We start from the raw sequence: 20164 nt of genomic DNA on the forward strand, positions 1-20164 counted from the left end.
CTCGCGCAGCGAGATCGTTCTCGCATGCGCACGAGACCTCCGATCACATCGACGTCGCACCATTCGACCCGTTCCACGCCTGCCACCCACCTGGCCGCCCGGGCGGCCAGGTGGAGCGTGCGGCACCGGCGGCTGGCCATCGGGGGATGGTTCCTCGGCGTTGTCCTTCTGACGGTGCTGGGCTCCCTGGTCGGCACTCACACGCTGACCGACAGCGACTACGGCGTCGGCGAGGACGCGCGCGCCCGGCGCACCCTCGCCGACCACGGCTTCACGACTCCCGCCAGCGAGAACGTGCTGATCCAACGGCCGGACGCGGCGAGCAGCCCCCAGACGCTCCTCGCCGACCAGCAGCTCCGCGGGGCGATCGGGGACGTCGCCGAGCGGGTCCTCGCCACCGGCGCGGTGACGAACCTGCGGGCGCCGGTCACGCTGCCACAGGCCGACACCGAGGCCGACCTCGGCCTCGTCTCCCCCGATCGGCGCTCGGTTCTGGTGACGTTCGAGATCCTCGCCGACGCCGACACCGCCACCGACCGGATCGAGCCGGTGCTCGCCGCGGTTGACGCCGCTGCCCGGGAGCATCCAGGCCTGCGTGTCGAGGAGGTCGGCGAGGCCAGTGCCGAAAAGGCACTCGGAGACACCGTCGGCAAGGACTTCAAGCGGGCCGAGCTGCTCGCGATTCCGTTGACTCTGGGCATTCTGCTCGCGGTCTTCGGTGCCGTGGTCGCCGCGCTGATCCCGGTCGTGCTCGCGCTGACCGCCTTTGCCGCGGCGCTGGGCGTGGTCGCGTTCAGCAGCAGGCTGCTGCCGACAGACGAGACCGCGACGTCGGTCATGCTGCTCATCGGCCTGGCCGTGGGGGTCGACTACGCGCTGTTCTACATCCGGCGCGAGCGGGCCGAGCGGGCCGCCGGGCACAGCCCGCGGCAGGCGCTGGAGATCGCCGCGGACACATCGGGGCACGCGGTCCTGGTCTCCGGGCTGACCGTCGCCGTGTCCATGGCGGGCCTGCTGATCACAGGCCTGGACGTCTTCAGCGGGGTCGCCGGCGGCACGGTGATCGTGGTCCTGATCGCGGTCCTCGGCTCGCTGACCGTCCTGCCCGCGGTGCTGTCCTGGCTGGGTGACCGAGTCGAGCTGCTGCGGCTGCCGGGGCGCCGCCGGGTCACCGACCGCACCCCGGCTCACTCCGCCGCCAACAACAACACCGGGACCGGCCCCGCGCGACTCGGGATCATGGGGCGCCTGCTGCGCCATCCCGGCCCGGTCGCCGTCGTCACCGGTGGGCTGCTGGTCCTGCTCGCCCTGCCGGCGTTCGGGCTGCGGACCAGCGAGCCCGGCATCGACGACCTCCCCGACGACCTGCCGATCATCCAGTCCTACGACCGGGTCGAGGCGGCCTTCCCCGGCGAGCAGAGTGCCGCGGTGGTGGTCGTCTCCGCCGACGACGTGCGCTCGGCCGAGGTGGCCGCGGCCATCACCGGGCTCAGGCGCGAGGCCGTCGCCACCGGGGTGATGTACGAGCCGATCACGACCGAGATCAGTGGCGACGGCCGGGTGGCGAAGATCGCCATCCCGATCGCCGGAAGCGGTACCGACGACGTGTCCCAGCGGGCGCTGGCCAGGCTGCGTGACACGGTGATCCCGGCGACCGTCGGCGCCGTCCACGGGACATCCGCCGACGTCACCGGCCGGACCGCGGGTTCGGTCGACTTCAACCGGCAGCTCAACGGGCGGACCCCGCTGGTGATCGGCTTCGTCCTCGTCCTGGCGTTTCTGCTGCTGCTGGCGGCCTTCCGCAGCGCGCTCGTGGCCGCGGCGGCCGTGGCGCTGAACCTGCTCTCGGTCGCCTCGGCATATGGCCTGCTCGTGGTCGTGTTCCAGCACCACTGGGCGGATGACCTGCTCGGCTACACCTCCACCGGCACCATCACGAACTGGCTGCCCCTGATGCTGTTCGTGATCCTGTTCGGGCTGTCGATGGACTACCAGGTCTTCGTGCTCAGCCGGGTCCGGGAGGCATACAGCGCCGGGCTTCCGATGCGCGAGGCGGTGCTGGCCGGCGTCCGGAGCAGTGCCGGTGTGGTCACCAGCGCCGCCGTGATCATGGTCGCCGTGTTCAGCGTGTTCGCGACGCTTTCACAGGTGAGCATGAAGCAGCTCGGGGTCGGTCTGGGCGCCGCGATCCTGCTCGACGCGACGGTGATCCGGGTGATCCTGATGCCCGCTGTCCTCACCCTGATCGGCGAACGTGCCTGGCGCCGCCCGGCGGTCACCGCGGCCGGGGTGTCCGTGCCGAGGCCGTCGACGAGCCCGGACGCCACCCTCGTCTCTCCGGCGCGAGGCGCCGTGACCGGCGAGTAGGCCCTTCAGGCCAGGCAGGCCCATCCAGCCGGGCAGCGCAGCAGGGCAGCAGGGCCGGCCGGCGGGCAGGACGGACACAGCGGACGAGCTTCAGGGACTTTTCGAGTCCGCAAGATCTGAGGGTTTTCGTCGTTCCCACGACCAGGATCCTCGGATTTTGCCTGGAGGCAGTCGGACGGCCCGGGGGTCGCCTGCCCGCCGCGATCTCGGCCACACCCGCCCACTCGCCGATCATGGACACCGAGCCGCCGCCCGAGATCTCCCCGGGCGGCAGCTGTCCGTTACTGCCCCCTAATCGGGCGATACGGAAAGACAGCCAGGTCACAGAGGGGTTCAGGGGACGTTGCGGGCGAGCTACAGTGTCCGCGACGTCCGGTACCCCACCCGAGGACTGGAACGAATCCGAATGCCTGTACTCATGCCTGCTCAGATGCCCATCACCCCGCGCCCGGCACCAGCCGGCACCGCGAGCCCGGCACCGGCCGCATCACGTGGCACCGCCCGGCCCATCGTCGTCCGCACCCGCGCCGAGCTCGCCGCGGCACTGGCCCGGCCGGTCGTCCGCAGGGAGCAGACCGCCGTGGCATCCGCGGACCAGACACCCCCCGACCACACCCCCACGGACCCGGCCCCGGCGGRCCAGGCCCCCGCAGCCTCCACTCCCCAGTCGGGGGAGGCGCGGGAGGCGGCACCCGCCCAAGGTTTCCGCGGTGTCGTCATGACCATGGGTGCGCTGCACCGCGGTCACGCCGCCCTGATCAGGGAGGCCCGGCGGCGCACCGACCAGGTCGTGGTCACGATCTTCGTCAATCCGTTGCAGTTCGGGTCCGGCGAGGACCTCGACCGCTACCCCCGCACCTTCGCCGCCGACCTGGACGTCTGCGCCAGCGAGGGGGCCGACATCGTCTACGCGCCGAGCGTGGTGCACGACCCGGCTCCGCTGGTCACCCTGAGTGCCGGGCCACTGGGCGACGTCCTGGAGGGAGCGTCCCGGCCGGGCCACTTCGACGGGATGCTTACCCTGGTGGGGACCATGTTCCACCTTGTCCGGCCGGATGTGGCGTTCTTCGGCCGCAAGGACGCCCAGCAGCTGGTCTGCATCCGCCGCATGGTCGACGACCTGGCGTTTCCGCTGGAGATCGTCGGCGTGCCGACGGTGCGTGACACCGACGGGCTCGCTCTTTCGAGCCGCAACGCCTACCTCGACGCCGACCAGCGGCGCAGCGCGCTGGCTCTCTCCCGAGCACTGGCGGCCGGCGCCGCCCGGGCCACCGAAGGCGCCGATGCCGTGCTCACCGCGGCCTGGGCGGAGCTCGCCTGCGAGCCCGGTGTGGACGTCGACTACCTGACCCTTGCCAGCCGGTCCGACCTCGGGCCGGTCTCCACCGGACCTGCACTGCTGCTGGTCGCGGCCCGGGTCGGGACCACCCGGCTCATCGACAACATCGACCTCGTGCTGGCCGACCCGGCGGCACAATCCGCACAATCCGCGCGACAGTCCGCCGGCCGGCAGCCGGCCGCGGCCCACGCACCCGACGGCAACGGTTACCAGGGGGTCTGACCGGTGTTTCGAACCATGCTCACCTCCAAGATCCACCGGGCGACGGTGACGCAGGCCGACCTGCACTACGTCGGCTCCGTCACGATCGACGCCGACCTGATGGAAGCCGCCGACCTGCTTCCCGGCGAGCAGGTGACGATCGTCGACATCAACAACGGCGCACGCCTGGAGACCTACGCGATCACCGGCCCGGCGGGCAGCGGTGTGATCGGGATCAACGGGGCAGCGGCCCGCCTGGTGCATCCCGGCGATCTCGTCATCATCATCTCCTACGGGATCATGGACGACGCCGAGGCGCGGCGACACACCCCCAAGGTCCTCTTCCTCGACGCGCAGAACCGCATCATCGGCCGCGGCGGCGACCCGGCGGAGGCCCTCCCCGGCGACCCGTCCAGCCTGCGCGGCGATGTCCTGGCCGCCGGCGACGTTCTGGCCGCCGGTGGCGTCCTGGGCTCCGGCGCCGTCCTGGGCTCCGGTGACATCGTGGGCGCCGGGCAGGGGAGGGCGTAGCCCGGTGCCAGTTCTCCCACACCGACTCGGCGCACCGCGTCCGGGCTGGAGCCGGGACGCGGACGTCGTGGTCATCGGATCCGGGATCGCGGGTCTCACCACGGTCCTGCGCACCCGGGCAGCCAGCCCGGACCGCCGGGTCCTCCTCGTCACCAAGGCCCTGCTGGACGCCGGTTCGACCCGCTGGGCACAGGGCGGGATCGCCGCGGCCCTGAGCGCCGAGGACTCCCCTGCCGAGCACCTGCGCGACACCCTCGTCGCCGGCGTCGGCCTGTGCGACCCGGCGGCGGTCGAGGTCCTGGTCTCCGAAGGCCCGGCCCGGGTACGCGAGCTCGCGGCCCTCGGTGCCCGGTTCGACCGGGACGCCGGCGGCGACTTCTCGCTCACCCGCGAAGGCGGGCACCTGCGCGACCGGATCGCACATGCCGGCGGCGACGCCACCGGGCTGGAGGTCGAGCGGGCACTGATCGCCGCGGTGCGCGCCGACCCGGCCGTCGAGGTGCTGGAGAACGCCCTCGTCCTGGACCTGCTGATGGATCAGGCGGGCCGGGCGGTCGGTGCGACTCTGCACGTCCTCGGGGCGGGCAGCCAGGATGGCGTCGGCGCCGTGACAGCCCGGGCGATCGTGCTGGCCACCGGCGGAATGGGGCAGATCTTCGCGTCGACGACCAACCCGGCGGTCTCGACCGGTGACGGCGTCGCGCTCGCCCTGCGGGCCGGCGCGGTCGTGACGGACCTGGAGTTCGTCCAGTTCCATCCGACCGCGCTGTGGCTGCCCTCCCCCGAGGCCGGTCAGCAGCCGCTGGTCAGCGAGGCGCTGCGCGGCGAGGGCGCGCTGCTGGTGGACGCCGCCGGCCGGCGGGTGATGCGCGACGTCCATCCGCTGGCCGACCTCGCGCCCCGGGACGTCGTCGCGAAGCAGATGTCGCGGGTGATGGCGGAGCAGGGGGTGGACCACCTCTACCTGGACGCCCGCCACCTAGGCGCCCAGACCCTGCTGCGCCGGTTCCCGACGATCACCGCGCGCTGCCGGGAGGCCGGGGTCGACCCGGTGACCGCACCGATTCCGGTCGCTCCGACGGCGCATTTCGCCAGCGGCGGGGTCCGCACCGACCTGTGGGGGCGGACCAGCGTTCCCGGGCTGTACGCCTGCGGGGAGGTCGCCTGCACCGGGGTGCACGGCGCCAACCGGCTGGCGTCGAACAGCCTGCTGGAGGGCCTGGTCTTCGCGGCGCGCATCGCCCAGCACATCTCCGAACAGGACACATCGAGCTGGGACGGATCCCAGGATCCGGCCGCTTCACCGCTCGACGGTGCCGCCGCGGTGATCGGTGTCCCGGCGGGCGCTCGTGGCCGCGGTCTGACGGACCCGACCGAACGCGGCGACCTGACCCGGGCCATGTCGGATGGCGCGGGCGTGTTGCGCAGCGCCGAGAGCCTGCGGGCGACCGGAAAGATGCTGGCCGGCCTCGGCGATCTTCGGGTCAGCGGGGCCACGGTCACCGCCGGCCCGGCGGCCTGGGAGATGACCAACCTGCGGATGGTGGCGACCGCGCTGGTCGCCGCGGCCCAGATGCGCACCGAGACCCGGGGCTGCCACTGGCGGGAGGATTTCGCCGACCGCGATGACGAGCACTGGAGCGGACACGTGCTGACCAGGCTGGACCCGGAAGGGGAGCTGATCTTGACGTACGAGGCACCGCCGCGGCCGGCCGAAGCCGGCTCGGCCACGTCTGTCTCACCGTGGGCCCGGCAGGACCGACCGACATCGGACTCCGCCGCTGCTTCCGCTTCGTCCCGGCTCCGGTCGGCATGAGCCCCACCCGCGTCGGGCCGGCGGAGCCGTCGACGACGGCCAGGAACACAGCCGAGACGACGGCCGAGGCGACAGCCGAGACGATGCCCGCCCAGATCTCGGTGCCGGTCCTGGCTGCTCTGAGATCCACCGGGCTGGCCGAGTCGGTGGTCTTCGACGTGATCCGTCGAGCGCTGAACGAGGACCTTCCGGGGCCCGACGGCGAGGACGCCACCTCGGCCGCGACCGTGGACGCGGCGCTGACGAGCCATGGCTCGGTAGTGTCCCGCGCCCACGGTGTGGTCGCGGGGGTGCCGGTCGCCGCCGCGGTGTTCGAGTTCCTTCTCGGTCCCGCCGTCACCGTGACACCGGTGATCGCCGACGGTGACCGGGTGGCCCCGGGCACGGCGGTGCTGCGGGTCAGTGGGCCGGTGCGTGGTCTGCTCACCGCCGAGCGAACGGCGCTGAACCTGCTCTGCCATCTCTCCGGCGTGGCCACGGCGACCCGGCGATGGGTGGACGCGGTCGCCGGCACGGGCGCGGTCGTGCGGGACACCCGCAAGACGCTCCCGGGCCTGCGGGCGTTGGAGAAGTACGCGGTGCGCTGCGGCGGCGGCAGCAACCACCGGATGTCGCTGACCGACGCCGCGCTGGTCAAGGACAACCATGTGATCGCGGCGGGCGGGGTGGCGGCGGCCTTCGCGGCCGTGCGCGCCCGCTTCCCGCACCTGGCCGTCGAGGTGGAGTGCGACACCGTGGAGCAGGTGGCCGAGGCGGTGGGCGCCGGGGCCGACCTGATCCTCTGCGACAACATGTCACTGGACGATCTTCGTGCGTCGGTGGCCATCGCCCGGCCCGCGGGCGTCCTGCTGGAGGCGAGTGGCGGGCTGACCCTGGACGTCGCCGCCGCGGTCGCCTCGACCGGCGTCAACTACCTGGCCGTCGGTGGTCTCACCCACTCGGCGCCCGCTCTCGACCTTGGCTTCGACCTTGCGGTGGCCGGCTGATGCTGCTGACGATCGACGTTGGTAACACCAACACCGTCCTGGGCGTGTTCGACGGCGCCCAGCTCGCCAACTCGTGGCGGATCCGCACCGATCCCCACGCCACCGCGGACGAGATGGGGCTCCTCTATACCGGTCTGCTCGGCAGCCACCAGATCGACGGTGTCTCCGTGTGCTCGACCGTCCCGGCGGCGCTACGCGAGATCCGCCGGATGGTGAGCCGCACCTACCGGGGCATCCCGACCGTCGTGGTCGAGCCGGGCACCCGCACCGGGGTGCCGATCCTCATCGACAACCCGAAGGAGGCGGGGGCCGACCGGATCATGAACACACTGGCCGCGCACCACCTCTACGGCGGACCGGCGATCGTGGTCGACTTCGGGACGTCCACCAACCTCGACGTCGTCTCGGAACGCGGCGAGTTCCTGGGTGGCGCGCTCGCGCCCGGCATCGAGATCGCCCTGGACTCACTCGCCTCGCGGGCCGCCCAGCTCCGCAAGGTCGAGCTCACGACGCCCCGCTCGGTGATCGGTAAGAGCACGGTCGAGGCACTCCAGTCGGGCATGATCTACGGGGCGGCCGGGCAGGTCGACGCGCTGGTCCGGCGCATCCGCGCCGAGCTGGGCGCCCCGGCCACCGCGATCGCCACCGGTGGGCTCGCCTCGCTGGTGCTCAAGGAGAGCGAAACTCTCGACAACCATGAGCCGCATCTGACCCTGATCGGCCTAAGGCTTGTCTTCGAGAAGAATGCGGAGACACGCTGACGCCGTACCGTCTCACCGCGCGGTCCGGTGACCGGAGATCCGAGCGGTTCACGCTTTCACCGCGGCGTGCTTATGCATCGCCGAGGGCAGTGTCGGTCGGTTCTCCGGCGTGTCGGGCGCCCAGCGGGTCGGAATTCCTCCGCCGGTCACGGACGCGGGTTAGCCTCTCTCCATGCGGCACAGAACGTGGGCGGTCTCACGAATCCCTGGTCCACGCAGGCAACGTGCGTCCGGGTCGTCCCGATCTCTCCCGACCGGCCCGTTCCTCCGGCGTTCGCCGTTCACCTGGGCCGCATTCCTCGCGTCAAGCACACTGATTTTCCTCACGGCGGCGCCGGCTGCGACGGCCGGCGCGCAGCCCACCGCGACGGGCGGGCTCACGATCGCCGCGCTCGGCGATTCCTACTCCTCCGGCGAGGGCTCGCCGCCGTTCCTGGCCGACGCGGGCAGCTGCCGCCGTAGCACCGGCGCGTGGCCGCGGCTGCTCGCCACCCTCGATCCGCCGATCACCACCGTGCTGCATGCCGCCTGCGGTGGTGCGACGACGAAGGAACTCACCACGTCCCAACGGGGCAACCCCTCGCAGCTCGACCAGTTGCGGGCGCTGCCGAAGGCCCCGGACGTGGTGACGATCACGATCGGCGGCAATGACGCCGGATTCGGCCGGGTCATCATGAGCTGTGTGCTCTGGAAGTGCTTCTGGGACGGTAACGACCGGCGGCGGCGGGACTACCTGCAGGACGAGCTCCCGGGAATTCTCGTCACCACCTACAAGGAAGTGAAGGCAGCGGCGCCGAACTCGCGGATCGTCGTCGTCGGATATCCCGACATCTTCCCTCGATCCCAGCGAAACAACACCTGCCGTTGGCTCGACAGCAGCGAGCGCAGGCAGCTTGTCAGCCTGAACAACACCCTCAATCGGACGATTCGTCGGGCTGCCAAGGATGCCGGCGTCGAGTTCGTCGCCACCAGCAGATCCCTGCGCGACCACGAGATGTGCACCAAGGATTCGTGGGTCAACCGGGTGGGCCTTCTCAGCGCGGACCGAGACCTGAGCGCTCACCCCACCCAGGCGGGCCAGGAAGCGATGGCCCGGACGATCCACGACGCCCTGGTCGACAAACGCTGACCGATCAGTCGGCCGATCGGACCGCGGCTTGATCGGACCACCGCTGACTGCCCAACTGCTGGCCGGACCGCCGCTGACTGCCCAGCCGCTGGCCGGGCAGCAGCTGACAGACCAGTGGCGACGTCAACGCACCAGGTGCGGGTGTCGTTCGAGCTCCTGCAGCGCCCGCTGGCTGTCCGCGCCATCCCAGCCGCCCGAGACCCGGTCAGCGTCCTGCGGCGTCCAGCGGTCCAGCATCCGCACACCGGCGGAACGCAGCGTCTGGCAGGACGTCGCATAGGCGGGGTGGGCCGCCTGCGCGGCGGTGAGGCACGGCGCGACGACGGCTGGCAGGCCGAGCCCCAGAGCTTCGGTCAGCAGACCCAGGACGAGCGTGTCCGCGATACCCGCCGCCCACTTGTTGATCGTGTTGAAGGTCGCCGGGACGACGGCGAAGGCGGTCGGTGGTGGAAGCACGTCCGGCTGCCCCGGGAGCTTGTAGTCGGTCCGGACGGGATGCCCGCTGACCGCGGCCAGCGCCGGCAGGTCGAGCCATACCGCGGCACGCGACGTCGTCACGACGCACACGTCCCAGCCGCCCTGCTGGGCCTGCGCCACGAAGTCGGCGGCGGCGAGCGCGGGCGGTGCCGCGCAGACGACGTGGTAGAGCACACGCTGCGGTGACGTCATGGCTCCTAGTCTGGACTGTGCGTGACCGGGACAGGGTCGGGATCCGCGGCCGATCCGCCCCTAACTTGTTGATCTCGATCGGCGCGATCCCGAGGCGTGCTCACGGGGCGACGCGGTTCCTCCGCTCCTGGAGCCGCGGCCTCGGACCGCGCCGCCACCACGGCTGGTGTTGCTACCGAACAAGATCATGGGATCTTGGTCGCCAGAACGACCAAAATCCCATGATCTTCCCACCCGCAAACCCCTCCGACTTCTCACGGTCGCCAGGCAACAGCGGGTAGTGTCCGCCTCCCGCCAAAATCCCCAGCTCAGGGGCGCGCGGGCGCGATTCGCACCACCAGCGCCACTGAACCCAGGATCCCCACCGGAAAGTCCGAAGATCCGAGGATCCTGGTCACCCCCGAGCGGGTCGACGATCGATCTTGACTGTCGCCGGCCTGCTACCCGCGACGCTCCGAGAGCGACCGGAATCCCCCACTTCTCCGCCGCGTCGGATACCTCGGATACCGGAGTGGGCCGGACCGCGACGCCCGCGCGACAGCAGGTCCCGCCGACGCCAGCCAGAACTCCACAACCTGGACCGCGACGACTCCCTCACCGGAAGAAGTTTCGCTCCCGCGAGTGTCACGGATCGGCTGCGCGGCACCACGGGCCGTCCCAAGATAAGGTTAGCCTCACTTCTTGATCTCAGGATGAGGAGTCGACGCCGGGACACTCGGTTCCCGGAGTCGGCGCCCGCATCGACCGCCTGTCGCCAGGCGTCGGGCAACCGACTCCACCGGGGGGCCAGGGCCACGAGCCGGACCCCCTGGGCAGGTTGTGACCATTTTCAACAGATGGGCCCGCGACCGGCGAATCCACAGGTCAGCGGGCCGCCGGCGACCAGGGCGCCTGGAGCGACCGCGACAGGTGGGCGACTCCGAGTTGACTGTCGAGTTGAAGTTAGGCTTACCTAACACCATGTCTCACGCGCCGCCCCGTCACCCGCAGCACCTGCCCACGGGTACCTCCGGCCTGCCGGTCGACCTGGCGGTCCGTGCCACCAGCCTGCCCGGCCTCGAAACCACCCTGCGCACGGTGCGGGCGGCGCTGGACCACCGCCGGGCGATCGCCGGTCCGCCACCGTCGCCGGACGGCTGGATCCGGGCCGACCAGCTGCTCGATCCCGCGACGCTCGACGAGGCCCTCGCCGTCGTCCGCGATCACAACCAGGCCACGGCGGAGGTCGCCGTCAGCTACTTCACCGCGTGGTACGCCGCCACCATCGTCGGCCCGGCCATCGCGATGTTCGTCCTGACCCGGCGGGTGCCGGACCTTGACCCCGCCGGGATCTCGGTGCACTGCCACGAGGGCGGATGGTTCGACAGCACGGCGTTCCACCGCCCGCGGCTGGCACTGCTGCGCTCCGATCCGGCGCTTGCCGATCACCTCGACCTGCTCGACGCGGAGGTGAGCGTCGAGCTCGGCGGCACCGACCCGATCGAGGTGACGAGGGTCGCGGCCGACGTCGACGCCCTGCGGGCGCAGCTCGTCGGCCAGATCATCGGCCACCTGGAACCGGTGATCAACAGCCTCCGGTCACGGGCGCGGCTCGGGCACGCGGCCCTGTGGGGAGCGGTGGCGTCCCAGTGCGGGCGGGCGTTTCTGCTCACCGAACGGGTGAGTGGCGATCCGCATATCGGGCGCCTGGAGGCGGACGCCTTCTTCGCCGACGCGGCGCCGACCCTGCGGGCCCGGCCGACGTGGCAGCAGTTCGTCCACCACGGCCGGACCTACACGGGTATGCGCCGCGGATCATGCTGCCTGGCGCATCGGCTGACCGAGGAGTTCTGCACCGCCTGCCCGTTCGTGGCCACGGACGAGCGTGAGCACCGGCTACGGGAGTGGATCGACGCCCAGGGACCCGGCGGTCTGGCCGTCTGAGACGCCCGCCGCAGGGCAGGGGAACAGTGAGCAGCAGCAAACCCAGTTATGAGGTGACGGCGATGAGCTGAGGCCAGCCGTGACAGGACGTCGACGAGGACCCCAAGCCCCCCGCCTGCCTACGGGGCGTGCACGACCGGCGTGGGCAACGGTCGGCGATGTCACAGAAGATGTCACGAGAATCAACGCCGGAAGGGAACCTGGCGACCACATTCGGCCAAATGTGATCCGTATCACACCCTCGACCCAGGCGTATACGTTACCGTCGGTAGTGCCGGCTTGGGCCGGTGACGGTTGGTCGCGGTCCGAACCGCTCCCACCGCCAGCACGGAGCATCGCGGCTCCGAGCGCGAATCTGATCATCATCGCCCGCCCCGTCGAGCCACACACCGAGGTTGTCGGGGTCGACATGTCGTTCCGCTCTTGGCGGAACCACGTGACGGAATCATGCCTGGTCGGCCACGGTTGCCTTGAACGTCTCCGCTGGTAGGCCGGCGATCCGGCCGCAGCGCCGTCCCCGACGAAGAGGGCGGTTCCGGCGGGTAGGTTTCTGTTCGATGCGTGAGGACATGCCTCGGCGGAGCTAGCATGCGGATACCGGCTGTCGTGTGGTCGGTCGCAGCTCGAAGGAGCGCACATGTTCGAGAGGTTCACCGACCGGGCACGTCGGGTCGTCGTCCTGGCTCAGGAAGAAGCCAGGATGCTCAACCACAACTACATCGGGACCGAGCACATCCTGCTCGGCCTGATCCACGAGGGCGAGGGCGTCGCTGCTAAGGCCCTCGAGTCGCTCGGGATCTCGCTCGAGGGTGTGCGGTCGCAGGTCGAAGAGATCATCGGTCAGGGTCAGCAGGCGCCGAGCGGGCACATCCCGTTCACGCCCCGGGCCAAGAAGGTCCTTGAGCTGTCCCTGCGTGAAGCTCTGCAACTCGGCCACAACTACATCGGCACCGAGCACATCCTGCTCGGCCTCATCCGTGAGGGCGAGGGCGTCGCCGCCCAGGTGCTGGTCAAGCTCGGCGCGGACCTCAACCGGGTCCGCCAGCAGGTCATCCAGCTCCTGTCCGGCTACCAGGGCAAGGGCGACCCGGCCACCGCCGGCGCCCCGGCCGAGGGCACGCCGTCGACCTCGCTGGTCCTCGACCAGTTCGGCCGCAACCTCACCGCGGCCGCTCGTGAGTCCAAGCTCGACCCGGTCATCGGGCGCGAGAAGGAGATCGAGCGCGTCATGCAGGTGCTGTCGCGCCGGACGAAGAACAACCCGGTCCTCATCGGCGAGCCCGGCGTCGGCAAGACCGCCGTCGTCGAGGGGCTCGCGCAGGCGATCGTCAAGGGCGAGGTGCCCGAGACCCTGAAGGACAAGCAGCTCTACACCCTCGACCTCGGCGCTCTCGTCGCCGGGTCCCGCTACCGCGGTGACTTCGAGGAGCGGCTGAAGAAGGTCCTCAAGGAGATCCGCACCCGCGGCGACATCATCCTGTTCATCGACGAGCTCCACACGCTCGTCGGCGCGGGTGCCGCCGAGGGCGCGATCGACGCCGCCTCCATCCTCAAGCCGATGCTGGCGCGCGGCGAGCTGCAGACGATCGGCGCGACCACCCTGGACGAGTACCGCAAGCACCTGGAGAAGGACGCCGCCCTGGAGCGGCGCTTCCAGCCCATCCAGGTCGCGGAGCCGTCGGTGGCGCACACCATCGAGATCCTCAAGGGCCTGCGCGACCGGTACGAGGCGCACCACCGCGTCTCGATCACCGACGCCGCCCTCGTGGCCGCGGCCTCCCTGGCCGACCGCTACATCTCCGACCGGTTCCTGCCGGACAAGGCGATCGACCTGATCGACGAGGCCGGGTCCCGGATGCGCATCCGCCGGATGACCGCTCCGCCGGACCTGCGCGAGTTCGACGAGCGCATCGCGAACGTCCGCCGGGACAAGGAGTCCGCGATCGACGCGCAGGACTTCGAGAAGGCCGCGTCGCTGCGCGACAAGGAGAAGACCCTGCTGGCCGAGAAGGCCAAGCGGGAGAAGGAGTGGAAGGCCGGGGACATGGACGTCGTCGCCGAGGTCGGCGACGAGGAGATCGCGGAGGTCCTCGCGATCTGGACCGGCATCCCCGTCTTCAAGCTCACCGAGGAGGAGACCGCCCGCCTCCTGCGCATGGAAGACGAGCTGCACAAGCGCGTCATCGGCCAGGAGCAGGCGATCAAGGCCGTCTCGCAGGCGATCCGGCGTACCCGCGCCGGGCTGAAGGACCCGAAGCGCCCCGGTGGCTCGTTCATCTTCGCCGGCCCGTCCGGTGTCGGTAAGACCGAGCTGTCGAAGACGCTGGCGGAGTTCCTCTTCGGCGACGAGGACGCGCTGATCCAGCTCGACATGTCCGAGTACATGGAGAAGCACACCGTCTCGCGGCTGGTGGGCTCCCCGCCCGGCTACGTCGGGTACGAGGAGGGTGGCCAGCTCACCGAGCGGGTCCGGCGCAAGCCCTTCTCCGTGGTCCTGTTCGACGAGGTCGAGAAGGCCCACCCGGACGTCTTCAACACGCTCCTGCAGATCCTGGAGGACGGTCGCCTGACCGACTCCCAGGGCCGGCTGGTCGACTTCAAGAACACCGTCCTGATCATGACGTCGAACCTGGGCACTCGGGACATCTCCAAGGGCCCCGGCATCGGCTTCGCGACCGGTCAGGGTGCGATCGACTACGAGCGGATGAAGGCGAAGGTCCAGGACGAGCTCAAGCAGCACTTCCGGCCTGAGTTCCTGAACCGGATCGACGACATCATCGTCTTCCACCAGCTCTCCGAGGTTGAGATCATCCAGATCGTCGACCTCATGCTGGCCCGCGTCGACTCGCAGCTGAAGAACAAGGACATGGCGCTGGAGCTCACTCCCGCCGCCAAGGCCCTGCTCGCCAAGCGCGGTTACGACCCGGTGCTGGGCGCCCGTCCGCTGCGCCGGACGATCCAGCGGGAGATCGAGGACGTCCTGTCCGAGAAGATCCTCTACGGGACGCTGCGTCCCGGCGAGATCGTCGTCGGCGACGTCGAGGGCGAAGGCGAGGAGGCGAAGTTCGTCTTCCGCGGCGAGACGAAGCCGAACTCGGTGCCGGACGCCCCGCCGATCGACCTGGCCAAGTCCAGCGAGTAGCACTGTGTCGGTAGTGTGACCGACGGTTCCGGCTGTCGGTCACACCGACCGGCGCACACCACCGCCAGACCTGTTCGAAGGGCGGTTGCGCGTCACGCGTAACCGCCCTTCGGCATGTTCACCGCACACCGCACCGGCTCGCCATCGACCCGCATCGGAAGTCATGCCTCGCCGCCACCAGGACGAAGACCAGTCCGCAGCGCCGCGCCGACAGTCCGACGGGCTGGCCAGGCACGGCGTACACCTCACCTTCGGTCCCGATCCGGCCAGCTCGATGATCGTCTCCTGGATCACCAGGTCGCCCGTGCTGCGACCCGAGGTCCGCCTGCGGCCGGCGCCCATCGACGACACCGCCACCGCGACGGACGCCGCCACCGCCACTGCGACCGACACTGCCGCCGGCACCGGCATCAAGGTCGACGCTGTCACCCGCTCGTACACCGACGCGGTGACCCGCCAGGAGATCTTCGCCCATCACGCGCTGCTCGAAGGCCTGGAACCCGACACCGAGTACCGCTACGAGATCTCGATGCGGGTACCGGGCAACGCCCCGTTCCGGCACCGCGGCTCCGGTCGGCTGCTCGAGCTGGGCGGTTCCACCTTTCGTACCGCCCCCAGCGGCCGGACGGCGTTCTCCTTCACCTGTTTCGGAGACCACGGCACGGATCACCCCGAGGACCCGTTCGGTACCGCGGCCTCGGCGACGCTGGTGGCCGGGATCGAGCGCGTGGCGCCACTGTTCACCCTGGTCAACGGCGACCTGGCCTACGCGAACGTCAACGCCGTCCCACCGGTCGCCTGGTCGGGCTGGTTCGAGATGATCAGCGCCTCCGCCCACCGCCGCCCCTGGATGCCGAGCGCCGGCAACCACGAGATCGAGCGCGGCAACGGTGCGCTCGGCCTGGCCGCCTACCAGACGTACTTCCAGCTACCGAGCAACGACGACGAGCCCTACCTCGACGGCCTCTGGTACGCGTTCACCGTCGGCGGCGTCCGATTCGTCGTGCTCAGCGGCGACGACGTCTGCTACCAGGACGCCGGCCGGGTCTACCTGCACGGGTACAGCTCCGGCCGGCAGACCGCGTGGCTGGAGCGGGAGCTGAAACAGGCCCGGGCCGACCGGGACGTCGACTGGATCGTCGCCGTCGCGCACCAGCCGGCGATCTCCACCGCCGCCCACCACAACGGCGCCGACCTGGGGCTGCGTGAGGAGTGGCTGCCCCTGTTCGACCAGTACGGCGTCGATCTGGTGCTGTCCGGGCACGAGCATCACTACGAACGCACCCACCCGCTGCGAGGCGTCATCGAGGGGACACCGACCCGGACACCCCGCCCCGTACCGGCTGCCACCACCACCGAGAACGGCGCCCTCACGATCGACACCTCGGCCGGGGCCGTGCACCTGCTCGTCGGTACGGGCGGCTCGTCGACGCCGTCCGCCCACGAGCTGTTCGATCCACCGGCCTGCCAGGTGGTCGTCGGCGTGCGCGACCCCGCACCCGGCCAACGGCATCACCCGGCGATCCGGGAGATGGAGTCCGCACCGTGGCTCGCCGCACGCTTCCCGGACCACCCCTACGCCTTCGCCGGCTTCGAGGTTGATCCGGGCACTCCGGGCGGGACAACCCGGATCGTGGTGACGGTCTACGACTCGTCCACGGCCGAGCCCGTCCCCTTCGACACGTTCACCCTGGTCCGCCCCCGCGGCGATGCCGACGGACCGTGGTCGCCCGCGCTGGACGGCGTCTAGGGCCGGACGGCGCCACCCGTACCCGCCACGCCACGCCACGCCACGCCACCACAGCCTTGGCCGACAGCAGCGGCAGCCCGAGCCCGAGCCCGAGCCCTGATGATTTTCGTCGTCCCCGCGACCACAATCCTCAGATCTTGTCCGGCAGCAGCGACCGCTCGAAGCCCGAGCTCGAAAATCCGAGGATTTTGGCCGTTGTAGCCAAAATCCTCATCTCTTCACCTTTCACCCCTTCAGATTCCGGAAAAAGGCAGGACAGAGGCGGGAGCGGGGAGAAAAGCGAGGTCGGGGGCAGGAGGCCGAGGCGCCGCGCTCAGGTCCGGCGGACGGCCATCCGCACCGACTCCCATCCCGGCCAGCCGACGAACCAGACCACCAGGACGACGGTGAGCCGGACGATCCAGGCCCCAAGCTCGGCGGTGTCACCGCTGCCGGCACCGGCGCCGCCCACCAGCACCATCATCAACGCGAGCAGCCCGCAGGCCACGGCCCAGGCCACGGCGGCCTTGCCGAACTCACGCCACTCGTACCGGAGCCGTTCCCGGGTGCCGCGTGGAGCGGGCTTCGGTACCGGCGGGCCCGCTCCGAGGCGGTGCGCCACCCGCCTGTCCGCCCAGCGGACCATGCTGTGCCCGAAGGCGACCGAGAAGCCGAGATAACCCGCTGAGAGCCCGTGGACGAACGTGGCGTCGGCCCCGCCCCGCAGGTCCGTGACGGTCGCACCGAGCAGCACGACGTCCACCAGCGGCACGCTGAGGAGCAGTGCGGCCGACAGCCGTTGCCGGCGCAGGACGTACCTGGCCAACAGACCGCTCGCCAGCAGAAGCCAGAATCCGATCTCGCAGCCGACCAGTACCGCGACAAGCATGTGCACCACACCTCCTCGGCGAGAACCCTCCCTCCGTTGTAACACGGACGTCCGAAATAAATCCCTGGGTAGACTCGGACTGTGCCTCGGGCCATAGATCACGAGCAGCGGCGGGCCGAGATCGGCGCCGCCGTGCTCCGTCTTGTGGCCCGTGAGGGGATCGACGCGGTCACGGTGCGCCGGGTAGCCGCCGAGTCAGGCTGGTCGACGGGTGTGCTCGCCCACTACTTCGGCTCCAAGGACGAGATCCTCGCCGTGGCCTTCCAGGCCAGTTCCGACGCCTACCGGCGCCGGTTCGCGGACATCGCCGCCGACGCCCGGCCACGCACCGTCCTGCGGGCTGCACTGACCGGGCTGCTTCCGCTCGACGAGGCCCGCCGTGACGAGCTGCTGGTCTGGTACGGCTTCGTCAGTCGGGTGCTGGCGAGCGAGATGCTGCGCGCGTTCCCCAGGGACGCCTATCACGAGCTGCGGACCATCCTCGCCGAGGTGATCACGGCCGGCCAGCACGCCGGTGAGATCCGCGCCGATCTGCGGCCGGGCGACGAGGCGCGCGCCCTGCTGGCGTTCTGCGACGGGCTGGCGCTGCAGCACCTGTTCGACCCGGCGGAGCTGGACCGCGGCGAGCTCGTGCGGCTGCTGGAGCGCCGGCTGGCCGCACTGGAACCCGCCCCCGACGTCCGTCCCGGCGCCCCTGTCGTCTGACCGCATGACCGTATGACCTTCGGGCGCCCCGGACAGCTACCCGACACCCGAATCACCCCGGCCAGACCCCGCTATCACGTCCACCTGCTCGCGCGAACGGTGCCGAGCGGGCCTGAACGGACTTTTGTCGGAGTCATGACACAGGCCCCATCGTCTACGAGTAGACGCCTTTGGTTATGTATGGGGACTGCTACCGACACGTCCTATAGCGTGATCGGGTTGGCGTGGCGGGGACGGAGGCCATGGGTAGCTCACTGGTACCGATCATGCTCATTGTGGTGCTTCTTGTGGGCGCCGTTGTCTTTGTCGTGCTCTCCAGCCGGGCCCCGCGCACCGGGGCCGACGCCGGGCGCCGGCGGACGCTGGAGACACGCCGGTCACGGCCGGGGGCCATCCCGTTGCGGGAGCAACCGAGCCCGGAGCCGCCGGGCGAGCCGAGCGGCCCGGATGCCACGGATGACCCGGACGGCATGGTTCCGGGATTCTCCGCTCCGGCCGCCGCAGCCGTGCCGGTCGCGGGCGGGCCGGTCGCGGGCGGGCCGGCCACACCGAGCTACAACGCGGCCGAGACGACCGGCGGCGAGGACGCGGCTGACTCGGGCGAGGCCACCCGCTCGGCGTGGGATGACGCTACCGGATGGAACGAGTGGGTCGACACGGACGCCACCCGGGTCAGCAGCCTGAACGAGCCCGACCTGGGCGATGAAACCGACACGGCCACGACCACGGCGGATGACCGCCAGGACGCGGGTCACAATATCGGTGGCGTGTACCCACCGCACGCCACGGGCGGATTCGACTCAGGCAGCAGGGACACCTACATGAACGACAGCCGGGACCCGGACGCCACCGGGTGGACCCCGCCTCCCAGCGGTCGCCCGCACCACAGCGACGTCGACGACTCCGCCTACCGGCTGTCGACGGCGCAGGAGGGCCGGGGGCCGGCCACCGGAGGCTTCCCGATCCCCGAGCCACCCACGCACGCGGGGTACTCCGATGCGGGGTACTCCGATGCGGGGCATCCGGGGAGCTCAGGCCCGGGGTACCCCGGGCCGGCGTCCTACCCCGATCCCGCGGCCGCCCAGACCAGGCGGGTCCCCGTAAGCCCGGAGCATGCGCCGAGCTGGGGCTCGAGCCACGCACCGGTACCGCCGGCCCCACCCCTGCTGCCTCCGCTGCAGGCCCAGGCGCAGGCGGAGGGAACCTCGCCCGAATCAGGCGAGGCTGGCATCGTCGCGGCCGAACCGGCCCAGACCACGACGCCGGCGCTGCGCCTCGCCGCGGCCGGGCGTTCCAGGCGCGGCAAACGTGGCGGCCCGAACGAGGACGCCTGGGTCGTCTCGGACGGCCTGCTGGCGGTGGCGGACGGCGTCGGCGGCGAGGCCGCGGGCCAGATCGCGTCCACGCTCGCGGTCACCACCGTCGCGGGCTTCCGCCCCCAGTACGCCCGGGACCCGGTCGACGGCCTGCGTCAGGCCATCGCGCGGGCCAACCAGGTCGTCCGGGAGAAGCCGCGGGAGGAGCCGGCCTGGCGGGGCATGGCCTGCACGCTCGACGTCGTCATCCTCGGGCGGCAGCAGTCGACCGGCGAGACCCTGTTCATCGCCCACGTCGGTGACAGCTCGGTCTGGCTGCAGCCACAGAAGGGGCGCCCACACCAGATCACGACGCCGCACGCGATCAAGAACGGCCCGCTGCTCAACGCGATCGGCCTCGCCGACCAGATCGAGGCGGATCTTCTGCACGAGCCGGTGCGCGCGGGCGACCGGGTGATTCTCGCCAGCGACGGCATCACGAAGGTGATGACCCCGGAGCAGCTGCTCGGGCTCATGACCGAGCTCGGCGCCGAGCCACCGGAGAAGGCCGCGGACGCCCTCGTCGAGGCCGCGCTGATCGCCGGAGCTCGCGACGACACCACGATCGTCGTCGCCGACCTCGTGTCGGAGCCGTCGTCACGGTGACGACCCGCCGCGGGTG

14 protein-coding genes are annotated in these 20164 nt (G+C 70.9%); 12 read left to right on the forward strand and 2 right to left on the reverse strand.

The genetic code is table 11. The annotated features are described in order from the left end of the window. The first annotated feature begins 24 nt into the window (after positions 1-24). The 7 genes from CcI49_RS21545 (at position 25) to CcI49_RS21575 (ending at position 9130) form a co-directional block, all read left to right on the forward strand. On the forward strand, positions 25-2367 hold the full coding sequence (locus tag CcI49_RS21545; protein ID WP_116437468.1) for an MMPL family transporter: 2343 nt from the start codon (positions 25-27) through the stop codon (positions 2365-2367). Positions 2368-2773: 406 nt separating this feature from the next. After that, entirely contained in the window at positions 2774-3928 is a 1155-nt protein-coding gene (panC, locus tag CcI49_RS21550; protein WP_076828889.1) for a pantoate--beta-alanine ligase, read from the forward strand. Positions 3929-3931: 3 nt separating this feature from the next. Next, positions 3932-4438, forward strand: coding sequence for an aspartate 1-decarboxylase (gene panD / locus CcI49_RS21555; RefSeq protein WP_054568951.1), 507 nt, complete (start codon positions 3932-3934; stop codon positions 4436-4438). Between the two features lie 4 nt (positions 4439-4442). Beyond that, on the forward strand, positions 4443-6254 hold the full coding sequence (locus CcI49_RS21560) for an L-aspartate oxidase (protein ID WP_054568950.1): 1812 nt from the start codon (positions 4443-4445) through the stop codon (positions 6252-6254). Beyond that, positions 6251-7240, forward strand: coding sequence for a carboxylating nicotinate-nucleotide diphosphorylase (gene nadC, locus CcI49_RS21565; protein WP_235498193.1), 990 nt, complete (start codon positions 6251-6253; stop codon positions 7238-7240). The genes CcI49_RS21560 and nadC overlap by 4 nt, the downstream gene beginning before the upstream one ends. Then, positions 7240-8001, forward strand: coding sequence for a type III pantothenate kinase (locus tag CcI49_RS21570; protein ID WP_006542342.1), 762 nt, complete (start codon positions 7240-7242; stop codon positions 7999-8001). The genes nadC and CcI49_RS21570 overlap by 1 nt, the downstream gene beginning before the upstream one ends. 172 nt (positions 8002-8173) lie before the next feature. Next, positions 8174-9130, forward strand: coding sequence for an SGNH/GDSL hydrolase family protein (locus tag CcI49_RS21575; RefSeq protein WP_054568949.1), 957 nt, complete (start codon positions 8174-8176; stop codon positions 9128-9130). A gap of 123 nt (positions 9131-9253) precedes the next feature. On the opposite strand, the gene CcI49_RS21580 is transcribed toward CcI49_RS21575, so the two are convergent. Then, positions 9254-9799 (reverse strand): flavoprotein, encoded by a 546-nt coding sequence (locus CcI49_RS21580; RefSeq protein ID WP_076828891.1) that lies wholly within the window; start codon positions 9797-9799, stop codon positions 9254-9256. A 960-nt stretch (positions 9800-10759) separates the two neighbouring features. On the opposite strand from CcI49_RS21580, the gene CcI49_RS21585 reads away from it, so the two are divergent. The 3 genes from CcI49_RS21585 (at position 10760) to CcI49_RS21595 (ending at position 16614) form a co-directional block, all read left to right on the forward strand. Next, positions 10760-11722, forward strand: coding sequence for a ferric iron reductase (locus CcI49_RS21585; protein WP_241840179.1), 963 nt, complete (start codon positions 10760-10762; stop codon positions 11720-11722). A gap of 637 nt (positions 11723-12359) precedes the next feature. Beyond that, the gene (locus CcI49_RS21590; RefSeq protein WP_054568946.1) at positions 12360-14864 is read left to right on the forward strand and encodes an ATP-dependent Clp protease ATP-binding subunit; all 2505 of its coding nucleotides are present in this window, start codon (positions 12360-12362) and stop codon (positions 14862-14864) included. A 163-nt stretch (positions 14865-15027) separates the two neighbouring features. Further along, positions 15028-16614, forward strand: a complete 1587-nt coding sequence (locus tag CcI49_RS21595; RefSeq protein WP_076828895.1) for a metallophosphoesterase family protein — start codon at positions 15028-15030, stop codon at positions 16612-16614. A gap of 313 nt (positions 16615-16927) precedes the next feature. Here the strand turns inward: CcI49_RS21595 and CcI49_RS21600 are convergent, their stop codons facing one another. Next, on the reverse strand, positions 16928-17482 hold the full coding sequence (locus CcI49_RS21600; protein ID WP_054569166.1) for a hypothetical protein: 555 nt from the start codon (positions 17480-17482) through the stop codon (positions 16928-16930). Between the two features lie 81 nt (positions 17483-17563). Between CcI49_RS21600 and CcI49_RS21605 the strand changes: the two genes are divergently transcribed. Next, entirely contained in the window at positions 17564-18187 is a 624-nt protein-coding gene (locus tag CcI49_RS21605; protein ID WP_054568945.1) for a TetR/AcrR family transcriptional regulator, read from the forward strand. A 242-nt stretch (positions 18188-18429) separates the two neighbouring features. Continuing rightward, positions 18430-20148: a PP2C family serine/threonine-protein phosphatase gene (locus CcI49_RS21610; RefSeq protein ID WP_076828897.1), complete on the forward strand. Its 1719-nt coding sequence runs from the start codon at positions 18430-18432 to the stop codon at positions 20146-20148. The last annotated feature ends 16 nt before the right edge of the window (positions 20149-20164 follow it).

Source organism: Frankia sp. CcI49 (assembly GCF_001983215.1).
Taxonomy (GTDB): Bacteria; Actinomycetota; Actinomycetes; order Frankiales; family Frankiaceae; genus Parafrankia; species Parafrankia irregularis.

Bases quoted from the DNA above. Each gene is read 5' to 3' on its own strand.
- CcI49_RS21545 (WP_116437468.1), top strand. From the start codon at position 25: ATGCGCACGAGACCTCCGATCACATCGACGTCGCACCATTCGACCCGT.
- nadC (WP_235498193.1), top strand. From the start codon at position 6,251: ATGAGCCCCACCCGCGTCGGGCCGGCGGAGCCGTCGACGACGGCCAGG.
- CcI49_RS21570 (WP_006542342.1), top strand. From the start codon at position 7,240: ATGCTGCTGACGATCGACGTTGGTAACACCAACACCGTCCTGGGCGTG.
- CcI49_RS21575 (WP_054568949.1), top strand. From the start codon at position 8,174: ATGCGGCACAGAACGTGGGCGGTCTCACGAATCCCTGGTCCACGCAGG.
- CcI49_RS21580 (WP_076828891.1), bottom strand. From the start codon at position 9,799: ATGACGTCACCGCAGCGTGTGCTCTACCACGTCGTCTGCGCGGCACCG.
- CcI49_RS21585 (WP_241840179.1), top strand. From the start codon at position 10,760: ATGTCTCACGCGCCGCCCCGTCACCCGCAGCACCTGCCCACGGGTACC.
- CcI49_RS21590 (WP_054568946.1), top strand. From the start codon at position 12,360: ATGTTCGAGAGGTTCACCGACCGGGCACGTCGGGTCGTCGTCCTGGCT.
- CcI49_RS21595 (WP_076828895.1), top strand. From the start codon at position 15,028: ATGCCTCGCCGCCACCAGGACGAAGACCAGTCCGCAGCGCCGCGCCGA.
- CcI49_RS21600 (WP_054569166.1), bottom strand. From the start codon at position 17,482: ATGCTTGTCGCGGTACTGGTCGGCTGCGAGATCGGATTCTGGCTTCTG.
- CcI49_RS21610 (WP_076828897.1), top strand. From the start codon at position 18,430: ATGGGTAGCTCACTGGTACCGATCATGCTCATTGTGGTGCTTCTTGTG.